This window comes from Kribbella orskensis (genome assembly GCF_004342085.1).
In the GTDB taxonomy this organism is placed as follows: Bacteria; Actinomycetota; Actinomycetes; order Propionibacteriales; family Kribbellaceae; genus Kribbella; species Kribbella orskensis.
Genome location: NZ_SLWM01000021.1, coordinates 1 through 13346, shown reverse-complemented (window position 1 = coordinate 13346; position 13346 = coordinate 1). Strand labels below are relative to the sequence as shown.

Here is a 13346-nt window from a genome sequence, read left to right as displayed (position 1 = left end):
GTGGCTGGTGGGTCGCTCTATGGACGGCGGGCAGGTTCCGCTGGGGTGGCTGGTGGGCCGGCGGGGGTCCGCTGGGTCGTGGAACCTGCCCGCCGGGCCCGGATCAGTTGAAGGGGTCGAGGGTGATGGAGGCCTGCTGCGGGTTGCCGTCGTGGACGAGCGACTCGTGCGCGCCGACGTCGTCGAAGGCGAACGCGTACGCCTTGCCGTCCGCCATCCGCGCGTGGATCTTCCGGGCGTAGTGGTTGGTCACCACGTCCTGGTAGAAGTTCGCGTTGCTGCTGTCCGGCTGGTTCGGGTTGACCAGCAGGGTGGAGCGGTTGAACCCGGCGCAGAGCGTCCGCGAGATCGGCCCGCGGACCAGGTCGTTCGGGGCGTCGAGGAGTCCGGCGCAACCGAAGATGCTGGGTGCGTTCGGCTTCTGGAACGACGTGACCACCGAGCCCGAGCTGTTGGTGAAGTTCATGACGTTGCCGGACACGCGACCGAAGTACTTGGTGTTCGGCTGGTCGGTGAACGGCGTCACCGTGAGCGTCTCGTTGCTGTACTTCGACCAGACCCGATTGATGTAGTCGTCCATCACGTTGGCGGGCAGCAGTCCGGTCTCGACCCCGTACGTCGGGGCCAGCGCGCGCAGTACCGAGCCGTCGGGTCCTGTCTGGATCAGGTTGGCCCAGCCGCCCGGCTGACCACGGAGTGCGTCGAAGAACCCGTTGTAGCCGCCCGGCTTGAGATGCCCGGTGGTCTTGGTGGAACCGTCGCCGGCCTGCACGCCGACGGCGTACGGGGCGGAGAACATGTCCACCTGGGTGCTGTTGATCCACAGGCCGGAGTCGTTCAGCGTGTACTCGGTCCAGTTGAACAGGGTGTTGCGGTTCGGGTCGCTCGGGTTCTGGACCGCGGGCTGGACCAGGCCGCCGGTGGTCAGCTTGAAGACCAGCTTCTGGCCGTAGGAGAAGTAGACCCGGCCGGAGAACTTCGGCATCTGGATCGTGATCGACTGGCCGTTCGACGGTCCGGCGATCGACGCGTCCGGCGCCGGGGTCGGCGGGTTGCCGCCGGCCGGCCAGGCATGGAAGGTACCTCCTCCGTCGGCCCAGCCCTGCTGGCCGGTCGCGAGGTTGGTGCCCAGGTTGTAGATGTAGACCGGGTCTCCGCGGCCCGAGTTGTTGGTGATCTTCAGCGGAATGGTGTTCGGCACAGCCTCGGCCGGGACCGCGATGATCGCGGTGAGCCCGGCGGCGACAGTGGCCGCTGCGGCGAGGACCGCCAGCAGTTTGTGTTTGACGCGCACAACTCCTCCTCAGGTCTGTCCCATGCGAGAGGAAGGCGGAGCATCGGGGTGGAAGTCGCCGCGTTACCAGGTCGCAGCAACCCCCGAGGTCCCGCGAAGGGCAGGCTTCGCGAGCCAGGATGAGCCCGATGCCCACGGCTCATCCGATGAGGGACGGTAGACCACCGGACGAGTGAGAGCGCTCTCATCCTTTCGACCCCCCGACACCGATGTCAACACCTCACCCCTGTCGGCTTTCCGACGCAACGGTGTGGTTGCCGAACGCGGCACGGCTGCCCGGCCATCGCTAGCCCACGCGAGCGGCTGACGGGGTGCCGGCTGACACAAGTAGGTCCCGGTTGCTGTGGATCAACCCTCGCGGGGCGGCTGATCGTCAGCGGTCGTCGGCAGGTAGGTGCCGGCTGCCACTTCTTGCCCTTCAACGGTCGCCTGCACCCGCCGCCGCCCGGCGTACCGGGCAAGAAGCACCACCCGTCGCCCCGGAGTACTCCGAGTCCGTGGCCCGCCTCAGCTTCCTGTGGTACCGGACTGCCCACCCACCCCGCGCCCCCTCAGCACGTGCACAAGTGCGGCCATGTCCCTGCCCATTGGGGCGGTGTTAGCCGGTTCGGGTGTCGATGCCGGGGAGGGGTGGGGGTTCGCGGTGGGTTTTGTCGATGGGTTGGGTGGGGAGCCAGCGGTGGGTGGGGGGTGGGTCGTCCAGGGGGAGGAGTTCGGGGGCTGTTAGAGGGCGGACTGAGGCTTCGATGGTTTCTATGGCGGCTAGTTCGGCTTCGGTTACGTGGAGGTCGCGGAGTTTGCGGGCGCTGGTGAAGACTCGGCGTTCGAAGGAGCCGACGGTGCTGTTGTAGGCGTCGACGGCTGAGGTGAGGGACCGGCCGACTCGGCCGAGGTGGTCGCCCATGGTGCTGAGGCGTTCGTAGAGTTCGCGGCCGAGTTCGAAGACCTGTTGGGCCGATTCGGTCAGGGCGGACTGGTTCCAGGCGTAGGCGGCTGCGCGCAAAGTCGCGATCAGGGTGGTCGGCGTCGCGAGGATCACGCGGCGCTCGGCGGCGTACTCGAGTAAGGAGGGCTCCACATCCAGCGCGGCCGACAGGAACGACTCGCCAGGCACGAACAGGATGACGAACTCGGGTGTCGACGGCAGCCGCGACCAGTAGGCCTTCGCGGAGAGTTGATCGACGTGCGTGCGGAGATGCCGGGCATGGGCTCGCAGTCGCTCCTCGCGGAAGTCGGCGTCCTCGCTCTCGGCGGCTTCAAGGAAGGCGGCGAGCGGGACCTTCGAGTCGACGACCAGATTCTTGCCCTCGGCAAGCCTCACCACCATGTCGGGCCGCAGCATCCCGTCGTCGGTCGTGGTGGTCGTCTGCTCGGTGAAGTCGCAGTGCGCCACCATGCCGGCCAGCTCGACCGTACGGCGCAGGTGGAGCTCACCCCAGCGGCCACGCACCTGCGGTTTCCGCAACGCGGTGGACAGGGACGCGGTCTCCCGGCGCAGCGCCTCGCCGCTCATCCGCACCTCGTTCACCTGCTGGTGCAGTTGGCTCTGCCAGGCGGCGCGACCCTTCTCCAGTTGACTCAGCTCGGCGTGCAACCGGTCGAGGGCCTCCTTCACGACCGCCTGCCCCGACATCTGCTGACCGACGGTCTGCCGCTCCTGCGTCAGCTCGACCACCCGGTCTTCGGCAGCATCACGCTCAGCCGTGATCCGGGCCAGCTCCGCCCCGTCCTTCCCGCGAGACCAGAGCACGCCGAACACCGCGCCGAGCAACAGCCCGACCAGGAGGAAAACGAGCAGCAACAACACCGTCGTACCGGTCATGTCACAGACAGTGGCAGACCCCACCGACAATTTCCGGTCACGGTCCGGTGTGGGCGCGCCGGATGGGGTGTCGGGCCGGAGTGGAGTGGACTAGCTTGCGAGCGAGGTAGGACGTCAGGGAGTTGGGACATGTTCAAGGCACTCGCCGTGGTCGGCGCGCTGATGATGGTGGTCGGCGCCGGGGCTGGGTTCGGTCCGATCAACGTCGGGAGTGTGTCGTGCGGCTCGAGTCTCAACCGGGCTGATGATCTGCGCCCTGGTCCGGCAGCGACGGAATGCGATGCCCGGCGGCACGACCGTGAGGGCATCGCGATCGTGCTGCTGATCGTCGGTGCCGCCGCCGCGCTCGGTGGGGCGATGGGGCTGGTCTCGGAGGGCGAGGAAGAGAGCTCCGCCAAGGACGGCTCCAGCCCGACCGGCAGCTGAGTTCCCCACTGACTGGCTGTACTCCGGGACGCTGGCGGCTGCACGCGAACTCTCAGCAGTCCATGGCGGGGAAGGTGTAGCCCCGGGACTTGAGGATGCGGAGGGCCTTGTCCAGGGCTGCGACAGTTTGGCTGCGTTCGCCGCCGCCGTCGTGCATCAGGATGATGTTGCGGTGGTGGGCGTGGTGGAGGATGTTGTTGACGATCGCCTGGGTGCCGGGGCGGCTCCAGTCGCGTGGGTCGACGTCCCAGAGAACCTGGACCATGCCGGCCGCTTTGATGTCGGCGCGGACCTTCGGGTTCGACGCGCCGTACGGCGGGCGGAAGCACTTGGACTTCGGGCCGTCGAAGATCTCGTGATTCCGTTTCGCCGCCGGGATCGCGGTCAGCTGCGGGTGCGTGATCGAGTGGCTGCCGATGGTGTTGCCTGCGGCAAGGATCTGCTCGCGCAGTCCGGGGTGCTCGGCCTGCATCATGCCGAGCTCGAAGAAGGTCGCGTGGGCGCCGTGCTTCGCCAGCACCTGCAGGATCCTCGGCGTCCAGACCGGGTCGGGACCGTCGTCGAAGCTGAAGAAGAGCACCTTCTTGTTGCCTGCGGCAGCGGCCGCGGTCGGGTTGCCGGCCGGCGTACCAGGGCTCTTGACAGGATCGGCGCCGCCTGTGCCAGGCCCGGCATCGCCTGTGGGCGTGGGAGTCGGGGTCGGCGACATCGGCGTGACGTTGGAAGCGACGGTCGGCTGCGGCGGGTTCGAACGTCCCACGGCCAAGGCGATCAGCGAGCCGAACACCAGGACGGCGGTGGTGCTGGTCGCGATGACGGCAGCAAGCTTTCGGGACATGACGCTCCCTCGATCAGGCGGATAGTTCCCCAGTCGCTCCCCGCTCAGGAGCCCCACTCAGTGGTGTGTTGGAGGTAGCTCGAGTGCTGGCGTTACCTGCAACACACATCACTTAGGAGACGCCCGGAGTCCTGACCTGGTTGGCGGTGCTGTGTTGCGGGGAGATCTCAGTCGCCTCCGGAGTCACGACCGTGGCAAGGGTGCCGCGGTGGTAAAGCCTGCCCTCCAAGGACTTCACGCTGGCGACGAGGACGAAGCTCATGCTCACCAGCAACGCCCACGCGCCGAACTTCGCCTGGTGGACGAGCCGCCAGACATCGACCTGGTCGGGGTAGTTCCACGCGTCCAGGAACGTGCCCGCGTTCTCCGCGATCCAGAGGAAGAACCCGATCAGCAGGAACGACAGCGCTAGCGGCATCCGGTACCGCCGTACGCCGACGGTGTAGAAGACCCACGTGGTCCGCAGTACGACGAGCAGCAGCAGCGCGACCGGGATCCGCAGGTCCACGATCCAGTGGTGGGTGAAGAAGTTGGCGTAGATCAGTACAGCGAGCACGGTGGTCAGCACCGGCCGGTATCCGCTCACCCGTAGGTCGAACCGCCGCCACGCCTGGCAGATGTAGCTGCCGACCGCGGCGTACATGAACCCCGCGAACAGCGGCACCCCGGCGAACTTCGTCACCGCGTCGCCCGGGTACTGCCAGGAGCCCACCTGGACCTTGAAGAGTTCCAGCGCGAGCCCCACCAGGTGGAACCCGAAGATCACTGCGATCTCGCGCCACGTCTCGAGCCGGACCACCCAGAACCCGAAGGTGAGGAGCAGGCAGTAGACCAGCAGAGCGTCGTACCGGGCGATCGGGAGGTCGACGTACTTCGAGATCGCGAGCCCGGCGAACAGGGCGGCGGGGAAGAGGCAGGACACCAGTTCCAGGCCGCCGAACCTCAACAACTGCACGCATCCGAACACGATGCGTGACGGCCGCCCACTCATAACAGGACCCTAGCTTTCCGTGCGGTCACAGCTTGGCCGGTTCGCTTGCGGCGGGCGGGTCGCGCTGGGTAGACCTCTTGGCTCAGGCTGATGGGGGAGGAGCGCGCGATGGATCCCAAAGTGGTCTTCGAGACCGACCGGCTGGTGGTGCGCGACTGGACCGACGCCGACGGGGACCGGGTGTTCGACATCTACCGTCGCTGGGAGGTGTCGCGCTGGCTCGGCGCCGACCCGAAGGTGATGAGTGACCGCGACGCCGCGTCCCGCGTGATCGAACGCTGGAACGAGCGCAACAAGGACCCGCTGTACGGCGTGTGGGCGGTCGAGGAGAAGTCCACCGGGATCGTGGCGGGGACGGTGCTCCTGGTGCCGTTGCCCGAACCGGCCGACGGGTCGGGCAAGGGCGAGGTCGAGGTGGGCTGGCACTTCCACCCGGATGCCTGGGGGCGCGGGCTGGCGACGGAGTCCGCGCGGGCGGCGATCGCGCACGGCTTCCGGGGTGGGCTCGGCGAGATCTACGCGGTGGTCCGCCCGGACAACCACCCGTCCCTCGCGGTCTGCCGCCGGCTGGGGATGCACCCGCTCGGCCGGACGGACCGCTGGTACGGCGCGGAGCTCGAGTCCTTCGTGATCTGACCTGCCGCCGGTTCGCCTGTACTGCGTTGTGCCCGGGCTCGGGTTGATCGTCGTACTGGGTGGCGGTTCGCCGGTCCCGCGGGCGGTTCGCAGTACCGGGGCGGCGGGTTCGCAGTACGGGGGCCGGGTGCTCGGATTGGGGTCGGGCGGGTCCGGCCGCGTACCCTTGACCCCCGTGGCACTCACCATCGGAATCGTCGGGCTCCCCAATGCGGGCAAGTCCACGCTCTTCAACGCGCTGACCAAGAACAACGTGCTCGCGGCGAACTACCCGTTCGCGACGATCGAGCCCAACGTCGGAGTGGTCGGCGTGCCGGACGCGCGGCTGGGCAAGCTCGCCGAGATCTTCGGATCGGCCAAGCAACTGCCCGCGACCGTGCAGTTCGTCGACATCGCCGGCATCGTGCGCGGCGCGTCCGAGGGTGAGGGGCTGGGCAACAAGTTCCTCAGCCACATCCGCGAGTCCGACGCGATCTGCCAGGTCACCCGGGTGTTCCGCGACGACGACGTCACCCACGTCGACGGCAAGGTCTCGCCCGCGGACGACATCTCCACGATCCAGACCGAGCTGATCCTGGCCGACCTGCAGACCGTCGAGAAGGCGATCCCGCGGCTGGAGAAGGAGGCGCGCCTGAAGAAGGAGAGCGCCGTCGTGCTGGAGGCCGTGCGGGAGGCGCAGAAGCACCTCGAGGCCGGTACGCCGATCATCGCGACGTCGGTCGACCGGGACGCGATCCGCGAACTGATGCTGATGACGGCCAAGCCGTACCTGTTCGTCTTCAACTGCGACGCGGACGAGCTCGCCGACGAGGCGCTCAAGCAGCAGATGCGCGACCTGGTCGCGCCGGCCGAGGCGATCTTCCTGGACGCCAAGTTCGAGGCCGAGCTGGTCGAGCTCGGCGACGAGGACGAGGCCCGCGAGATGCTCGCCGAGATGGGCGTCGACGAGCCCGGCCTGGACGTGCTCGCCCGGGTCGGCTTCGAGACCCTCGGCCTGCAGACGTACCTGACCGCCGGCCCCAAGGAATCCCGCGCCTGGACCATCCGCAAGGGCGCGACCGCTCCCGAGGCCGCAGGCGTCATCCACACCGACTTCCAGCGAGGCTTCATCAAGGCCGAGATCGTCTCGTACGACGACCTCGTCGAAGCCGGCTCCATGGCCGCCGCCAAAGCTGCCGGCAAGGTCCGGATGGAAGGCAAGGACTACATCATGTCCGACGGCGACGTAGTCGAGTTCCGCTTCAACGTCTGACCCGAAGCAGCCTCGAGGCCAACCACGCGCGTGGATCGCGGCATGAGAGTGCGTTCGCGCTTAGAGTGCCGCCATGGTTGCCCAGATTACGATCTCAGTCGCTGTACTTGTGCGCGACGGTCTCGTGCTCCTTGTGCATCGCCATCCATCGCGTCGGTGGTATCCCGACTGCTGGAGCTTCTCCGCCGGCGGACATGTCGACTCGGGTGAGTTGCCTCACCAGGCCGTCAGTCGGGAATGCCTCGAAGAACTCGGTGTCCACGTCCACGACCCTGTACCCATCCCGATGACGGTCAGCGACCCGACCCTCGACGTGCACGCGTTCCTCATTACGCGCTGGGACGGAGAACCTGTCAACGCCGCACCCGAGGAGCACGACGATCTTCGCTGGTTCCGGCCCAGTGATCTCGCGGACTTGAAGATGGGCCACCCGGAGAGCCTGTCGAGCATCCTGAGCGCCGTCCAGGTCGCAACCGATTAGCAGCCACGAACCGCCCGCTCATCGGCTGCGTGCGACGTGCGGGCCACTACGCCATCAGCGGGGAACTCGTGCAGGGCGGGCAACTGCTCGCACTGCACGTCCCACCCGGCAAGTTCTGAAGCTGGGTCCCAATGCCAGTCGATGTCGACCCGTGGATCTGGTGCGAACGCACTGATCCGCGGGCCGGCCGGGCGGCCGCCCGCTGGGCAGATGTGGTCTGTCGGAGAACGATGTAAGCGGCGGTTGTCATCTGAGAGGTTCTCGGCCCTCGGCATCCGGTCCCCGAAGGTGATCGCAAGCGCCGGGGGCCTCCGGCCGGCAGTACGGGCCGCTGCACCGCGCGGTTCAGGCCGTGTTTCACCGCTCGATGTTCCCAAGCCCGACCGGTCGTGCCAGCATCGGGACCAGTCGATTCCGCAAGGAGACAGCGATGGCTTGGCACACTCAGGTTTCGGGTCGTCGGCGGCTGGCCGCCGTCCTCGCCTTCGGCTTGTCAATGCTGGCTGTGGCACAACCGGCCGCTGCGACGCGCGGCGATGCGGACGCGCGCGCTACGGTGCGGTTCGCGACGTTCAATGCCTCGTTGAACCGCGGCGCGGCCGGCCAACTGGTGGCCGACCTGTCCACGCCAGCGAACGCCCAGGCGCAAACCATTGCCGAGATCGTCCAGCGAACCCGGCCCGACGTCCTGCTCATCAATGAGTTCGATTTCGTCGAAGGCGGCGTCGCAGCGCGGCTGTTCCAACAGAACTACCTGTCGATTGGACACAACGGCGCGGACCCGATCGAGTACGGCTACCGGTTCGTCGCACCGAGCAACACCGGCATCGCATCCGGCTTCGACCTCAACAACGACGGCCGGATCGTGACCGTGCCCGGCGCACCCGGGTACGGCGACGACGCGCTGGGGTTCGGAGCCTTCCCAGGACAGTTCGGCATGGCTGTCTACTCGCGTTACCCCATCGACTACGAGCGGATCCGCACCTTCCAGCACTTCTTGTGGAGGGACATGCCGGGCGCGCTGCTGCCCGACGACACGGCCACCGCGGCACCGGCAGACTGGTACTCCTCGGCGGAGCTTGACGTCTTCCCGCTGTCGTCCAAGAGCCACTGGGACGTCCCGATCCGGATCGGCAACCACGCAGTGCACTTCCTGGTCAGCCATCCGACGCCACCGGTGTTCGATGGACCCGAGGACCGCAACGGGCGGCGCAACTTCGACGAGATCCGGCTGTGGGCCGACTATGTCAGGCCCGGGCACGGAAACTACATCTATGACGATCAGGGCCGCCGCGGCGGCCTCACCCCGGGGGCGGAGTTCGTCATCGCCGGGGACCAGAACTCCGATCCGGTGGATGGGGACAGCCTGCCCGGCTCGGCCCAACTCCTGCTCGACAACCCCAGAATCAATGCGGCCTTCACGCCAGCCAGCCAGGGCGCCGTGGAGGCGGCCACGCTCCAGGGCGGCGCGAACCTGACCCACCTGGGCAACCCCGCCTTCGACACCGCGGACTTCGCCGACAGCACACCCGGCAACTTGCGGGCGGACTACGTCCTCCCGTCCCGTCAACTGCGGGTCACCGACGGCGCAGTCTTCTGGCCGTTGCTTGCCGACCCGCTGTCCAGGCTGACCGGCGTGTTTCCATTCCCGAGCTCGGACCACCGACTGGTATGGATCGACGTCAGCCCGCCCAGCCTCAACTGAGCCGCGCCTGATCCGAATTCTGTAACGCCCATCGGGAGCACGCAGTGCTTGCCTACGGACGTGGGGAGGAGGACGCCGCGAATTAGTGCGACCCGCCGGGCTAGGTCGGCCAGATCTCCGCGGTATCAACGAATCGTGTAACCCGTCCGGCAGGCGGACGCGAGGTCCGCGAGAAGTTGAGCAGCGGACCGGCAGCGAGTGCTCGTCGGACAGCTCGTCTGGCCTGCGTTCGCCAGGCCCGGTCACCGAGCCGGACACCGACCAAGCCGGCGCGTGCCCAACGAGTATTTGCCGGAACGTCGGCGGTTTCCCCTTGCCAATGCGCTGCGGGACCGAATCAGTGACCTGAGTACAAGCCTCGCCTGGGTACCTGTGCCGCCAGAGGACGAGATCGCCAGCCAACGTGAGTTCGAAGTCCTGCCCCTGAGCGCCGAGGAGTTTGAGGAGGTATGGCGTAGGGCGATCGAAGCGAGCTGAGGGCGAAGGTGCGTGCGGCGGCTCGGCCGCGTGGTGACTGGCCCGGCGGCGCGCACGATCAGCGGCATGTCCGGACGTCGGCCGTCACAGGCGAGACCAAGAACCCAGCTCACCCGCGTCGGCACCACGCGCGAACGCGTCCATGATGGCGGCGGCGCGAGTTGACGTTGAGATGAAGTCACCGGTAAACGACACCAGAGCATCCTGGATCGGGAAGTCACGGGATTTGTCCGCGGGAACCACGTCCTCACCGTCCAGGAGGAAGCATGCCTCGGCGTCAACGAAGCGATGAACTATCGCCAAATCGTCGCTGATCGACAGCGTTATGGTCGGGTACACCGTCCCCGCCTCCCAGACCTCGGAGTAGCCCCAGCGTTGCTGCACCAACTGCGTTAGCCGGTTGCGGTACGCCTCGGCGTCCGAACGCGTCGGCGAAGGGGCAGCCAGACCTGACCCGGGACTCGCAACTGTCCACTCGACGTCCATACAGGCTCCTTCCGACGGCATCGTCGCGCATTTGTACCAGCAGCCCAACGCTCCTATCTCTAGGCATGACCGCGCGGATCGCGGCAGAAGAGGGCGTTCTCGAGGCGGCAGACTGTCGCGGTTCCTCCCAGCATCGACCGCGGCGAAAGAGTGGGTGGTGTGCCTTCACCAAAGGCGACCACTTTCCACGCGTCGAACGTGACGGCTCGGGGTGGGCCTGGAACCATTGTGAGCGGTGGGGCTGGCCGCACGGACAACCGCGTGATGGCCGCCGCGGGCGTGCGGGCAGCCACCTGCCTGGTTGCACGCGTCCGTCCTAGCGTCGATTCATGGACACCGACCCTGCGTTAGCCCCCACCCGGTCAGCCGCGATCGACGACGCCGCACCGGGGAGATTGTCCGGCCGGTATCGGGTCTTCCTCGGCGCGACAGCAGTCGTCGGCCTGCACGTGGTCGACGACAACTTTCTGCAACCCGCAGCCGGAACCCACGCCCTCGACCACCTGGCGAGCGGGCTCGTTCCGCTGGCCCTGCTGGCGCTCGGCGGCTGGTTCCACCTGCGGGTGCGGGCCGGCGCACGCGCCCTGATCGCGATCGCGACCGGCATCTTCGGGGTCATGATCGGCGGCTTCGAAGCCGGCTACTACTCGGTCGCGATCGGCCCGTCCGGCGACGACTTCACCGGACTCCTGGCGATCCCGGCGGGACTGGTCCTCGTCGGGGTCGGCGTTTCGGTGCTGTGGCGCTCCCGGCGGCGTACGCCGCGGCTCTGGTGGCGATACAGCCGCAGGCTCCTGCTCGGGCTGGTGGGCGTCGTTGCGCTCTACGAGGTTGTCCTCCCCGTCGGCGTGGCCTACATGTCGACCCACACGGCGCGCGCCGTCGTACCAGACGCCGACCTTGGTGCGCCGTACGAGAACGTGACGCTCAAGACGAGCGACGGTCTCTCCCTGGAGGGCTGGTACGTCCCCTCGAAGAACGGCGCCGCCGTCATCTCGTTCCCCGGGCGCAAGGGGTCGGGGACCCAGGCGCAGGCCCGGATGCTCGTGGAGCACGGCTACGGCGTGTTGCTGTTCGACCGTCGAGGCGAGGGCGTCAGCGAGGGTGACGGCAACATGTTCGGCTGGGGCGGTGAGCGCGACATCTTCGCGGCGCTCGACTTTCTCGAGCAGCGACCCGACGTCGACCCAGCACGGATCGGCGGGATCGGCCTTTCCGTCGGTGGCGAGCTGATGGTGCAGGCGGCCGCTCAGGACGAGAGGCTGGCGGCCGTGGTCTCCGAGGGTTCGGGCACCCGCAGCCTGCCCGAGGAGCTGGAGGAGTACACCGCCGTCGAGGTGGCCCTCAACTTCCCGCTCCTCGCCCTCAAGACCGCTGCGGTGGCGGTTTTCTCCAACACCGCCGTACCCCCCAAGCTGACCGACCTGATCCCTCGGATCACGCCCCGCCCGACCATGTTCATCTGGGCGCCCAATGGTGGCAACGTGGAGTGGATGAACCCCACGTACAACCGGCTCGCAGGCGCGAACTCGTCGATCTGGGAGATCGACGACGTCAGGCATATCCGCGGCTTGGCGGGTCATCCCGACGAGTACCAGAAGCGGGTCGTGGGCTTCTTCGACGCAGCCCTGCTCCAGGCCCAGCCCTGAAAGAGTTGTCCACAGCCGCGTGATCGTCTGGGTGGCGGTTCGTCTCCAGTCTGCGTATACAAGTGGCAGGGGTCCTCACTCGGGACAGGGACCTCCATGACACTGACCTATCCGGATGCCGGCGGCGAACTCGTCGAGATGGGCCAGAACGGCGGGGCCTCATGCGTCTCCGAGTGATGGCCGAGTCACGCGCATCGACGGCCGGTTCGGTGCTCATCTGGCTGGGGGACTGACTTCGCGGTCCCATCAGCTCATCGGTATGACCGCTCGCTCTGCGGCATAGGACCGGACGTGCCGCGCGGTCTACGGTGGTGGTCGTGAGCGATCGAGGTTGCGAATTCTGTGCCGATGACGAGAACATGCATTTCGGCCATGTCAAACAGGTCGCGGAGGATGACCAACGAGGAGCCCTCCTGCAATGCCCGCGATGCGGCTGGTTGTACCTGGATCCGCGGGACGGCCTCTCAGAACCGCGACACATCGAACCCGCCGACGCGGCGAGCTGGTTCGGATTCACCACCTGACGGCGGCAGATGAGTGCGTTCGAGCGTGAGCTTGGATCAATCCTCCTTGGGGAGGCGCCAACCCCATTGCCACGGCCAGCGGGACCTTCGGCCCTCGTTCGCAAGCTGGTCATACGGCAGCCCGGCAACTCGCTCAGCGGCATCGCTGACCACGTCGAGGTAGATGCGGCTGGAGAAGCTGAGGCGCTCCGATGGCACGTGGATCGAAGTGCTCGGCGTGGCCCCGTCCTCCCACCTGAAGTCCGCCCAGGTTGTCGTCGTCTGGCCGACATCCAAGGCAGTAGTGACGGCGCCGCACGCGAGGTCGCCGCACTCGCCACAAACGAGCAGCGGTACTCGACCGGGAGCGAGGTCCGTACAGGGCTTCCGACCGCGCAACTGCTCGACCGCTTCGGGAACCGTGGCCAGCCAAGGGCGGTTGAACGGGGTCACCAGGCCCTGGCCCTCCGGGATCAGATCGGACAGCGACTGACCATCGATCACGAAATCGAGGAAGTGCGACTCCGGGTGGCGAACCTCGTTCCTGTCGTGGACAGTCCGACGGAGGAGCGCCGGCCTTAGCGCCAGCAGGTTCTCCGCAGCGTTCATAGGCCCACGGTAGAGTCCCTACCCCAATGGCTGCACCCGGCTTTGGCCAGTGCCCGCCGAGAGGATTGGCTGCGCACTATCGGCGGCATGAGAGTGCGTTTCGGCCTCGTGCGACACAGGATGTACAGCATGGGTCATCACGGGGTCGTGACGAACGACGCGATGCGCGAACTCCTC

General features: G+C 67.3%; 13 protein-coding genes. 7 read left to right on the top strand and 6 right to left on the bottom strand.

Annotated elements, in window-relative coordinates; translation table 11 throughout:
• Positions 1 to 103: 103 nt before the first annotated feature.
• Both EV644_RS35085 and EV644_RS35080 read right to left on the bottom strand, forming a co-directional pair.
• Positions 104 to 1294: a glycoside hydrolase family 64 protein gene (locus EV644_RS35085; RefSeq protein ID WP_132194581.1), complete on the bottom strand. Its 1191-nt coding sequence runs from the start codon at positions 1292 to 1294 to the stop codon at positions 104 to 106.
• Between the two features lie 598 nt (positions 1295 to 1892).
• Positions 1893 to 3116 (bottom strand): DNA recombination protein RmuC, encoded by a 1224-nt coding sequence (locus EV644_RS35080; RefSeq protein ID WP_132194583.1) that lies wholly within the window; start codon positions 3114 to 3116, stop codon positions 1893 to 1895.
• Between the two features lie 129 nt (positions 3117 to 3245).
• On the opposite strand from EV644_RS35080, the gene EV644_RS35075 reads away from it, so the two are divergent.
• The gene (locus EV644_RS35075; protein WP_132194585.1) at positions 3246 to 3542 is read left to right on the top strand and encodes a hypothetical protein; all 297 of its coding nucleotides are present in this window, start codon (positions 3246 to 3248) and stop codon (positions 3540 to 3542) included.
• 52 nt (positions 3543 to 3594) lie between these two features.
• On the opposite strand, the gene EV644_RS35070 is transcribed toward EV644_RS35075, so the two are convergent.
• Both EV644_RS35070 and EV644_RS35065 read right to left on the bottom strand, forming a co-directional pair.
• Positions 3595 to 4380, bottom strand: coding sequence for a polysaccharide deacetylase family protein (locus EV644_RS35070; RefSeq protein ID WP_132194587.1), 786 nt, complete (start codon positions 4378 to 4380; stop codon positions 3595 to 3597).
• Positions 4381 to 4492: 112 nt separating this feature from the next.
• Positions 4493 to 5371: a DUF817 domain-containing protein gene (locus EV644_RS35065; RefSeq protein ID WP_132194589.1), complete on the bottom strand. Its 879-nt coding sequence runs from the start codon at positions 5369 to 5371 to the stop codon at positions 4493 to 4495.
• 108 nt (positions 5372 to 5479) lie between these two features.
• Between EV644_RS35065 and EV644_RS35060 the strand changes: the two genes are divergently transcribed.
• The 5 genes from EV644_RS35060 to EV644_RS47950 all read left to right on the top strand — a co-directional run bounded on the left by EV644_RS35060 (position 5480) and on the right by EV644_RS47950 (position 9922).
• A complete protein-coding gene (locus tag EV644_RS35060) occupies positions 5480 to 6007 on the top strand; it encodes a GNAT family N-acetyltransferase (RefSeq protein WP_132194591.1) in 528 nt (175 codons plus the stop codon).
• 175 nt (positions 6008 to 6182) lie between these two features.
• On the top strand, positions 6183 to 7259 hold the full coding sequence (gene ychF / locus EV644_RS35055; RefSeq protein WP_132194593.1) for a redox-regulated ATPase YchF: 1077 nt from the start codon (positions 6183 to 6185) through the stop codon (positions 7257 to 7259).
• Positions 7260 to 7332: 73 nt separating this feature from the next.
• Positions 7333 to 7740, top strand: coding sequence for an NUDIX domain-containing protein (locus EV644_RS35050; protein ID WP_132194595.1), 408 nt, complete (start codon positions 7333 to 7335; stop codon positions 7738 to 7740).
• Positions 7741 to 8170: 430 nt separating this feature from the next.
• The gene (locus tag EV644_RS35045; RefSeq protein WP_199240170.1) at positions 8171 to 9445 is read left to right on the top strand and encodes an endonuclease/exonuclease/phosphatase family protein; all 1275 of its coding nucleotides are present in this window, start codon (positions 8171 to 8173) and stop codon (positions 9443 to 9445) included.
• 198 nt (positions 9446 to 9643) lie between these two features.
• Positions 9644 to 9922, top strand: coding sequence for a DUF6881 domain-containing protein (locus EV644_RS47950; RefSeq protein ID WP_369410579.1), 279 nt, complete (start codon positions 9644 to 9646; stop codon positions 9920 to 9922).
• Between the two features lie 84 nt (positions 9923 to 10006).
• On the opposite strand, the gene EV644_RS35040 is transcribed toward EV644_RS47950, so the two are convergent.
• Complete coding sequence (locus tag EV644_RS35040; RefSeq protein WP_132194597.1) at positions 10007 to 10408, bottom strand: hypothetical protein; 402 nt, start codon at positions 10406 to 10408, stop codon at positions 10007 to 10009.
• Positions 10409 to 10737: 329 nt separating this feature from the next.
• Here EV644_RS35040 and EV644_RS35035 point away from each other — a divergent pair, with 329 nt between their 5' ends.
• Positions 10738 to 12057, top strand: coding sequence for an alpha/beta hydrolase (locus EV644_RS35035; protein ID WP_132194599.1), 1320 nt, complete (start codon positions 10738 to 10740; stop codon positions 12055 to 12057).
• Positions 12058 to 12617: 560 nt separating this feature from the next.
• Here EV644_RS35035 and EV644_RS35030 read toward each other — a convergent pair.
• Positions 12618 to 13169: a hypothetical protein gene (locus EV644_RS35030; protein WP_132194601.1), complete on the bottom strand. Its 552-nt coding sequence runs from the start codon at positions 13167 to 13169 to the stop codon at positions 12618 to 12620.
• Positions 13170 to 13346: the final 177 nt, after the last annotated feature.

What these genes read in the sequence shown, in the direction of transcription:
- EV644_RS35035 (WP_132194599.1), top strand. Translation starts at nt 10,738, where the DNA reads ATGGACACCGACCCTGCGTTAGCCCCCACCCGGTCAGCCGCGATCGAC.
- EV644_RS35065 (WP_132194589.1), bottom strand. Translation starts at nt 5,371, where the DNA reads ATGAGTGGGCGGCCGTCACGCATCGTGTTCGGATGCGTGCAGTTGTTG.
- EV644_RS35040 (WP_132194597.1), bottom strand. Translation starts at nt 10,408, where the DNA reads ATGGACGTCGAGTGGACAGTTGCGAGTCCCGGGTCAGGTCTGGCTGCC.
- EV644_RS35045 (WP_199240170.1), top strand. Translation starts at nt 8,171, where the DNA reads ATGGCTTGGCACACTCAGGTTTCGGGTCGTCGGCGGCTGGCCGCCGTC.
- EV644_RS35075 (WP_132194585.1), top strand. Translation starts at nt 3,246, where the DNA reads ATGTTCAAGGCACTCGCCGTGGTCGGCGCGCTGATGATGGTGGTCGGC.
- EV644_RS35080 (WP_132194583.1), bottom strand. Translation starts at nt 3,116, where the DNA reads ATGACCGGTACGACGGTGTTGTTGCTGCTCGTTTTCCTCCTGGTCGGG.
- EV644_RS35050 (WP_132194595.1), top strand. Translation starts at nt 7,333, where the DNA reads ATGGTTGCCCAGATTACGATCTCAGTCGCTGTACTTGTGCGCGACGGT.
- EV644_RS35030 (WP_132194601.1), bottom strand. Translation starts at nt 13,169, where the DNA reads ATGAACGCTGCGGAGAACCTGCTGGCGCTAAGGCCGGCGCTCCTCCGT.
- EV644_RS35070 (WP_132194587.1), bottom strand. Translation starts at nt 4,380, where the DNA reads ATGTCCCGAAAGCTTGCTGCCGTCATCGCGACCAGCACCACCGCCGTC.
- EV644_RS35060 (WP_132194591.1), top strand. Translation starts at nt 5,480, where the DNA reads ATGGATCCCAAAGTGGTCTTCGAGACCGACCGGCTGGTGGTGCGCGAC.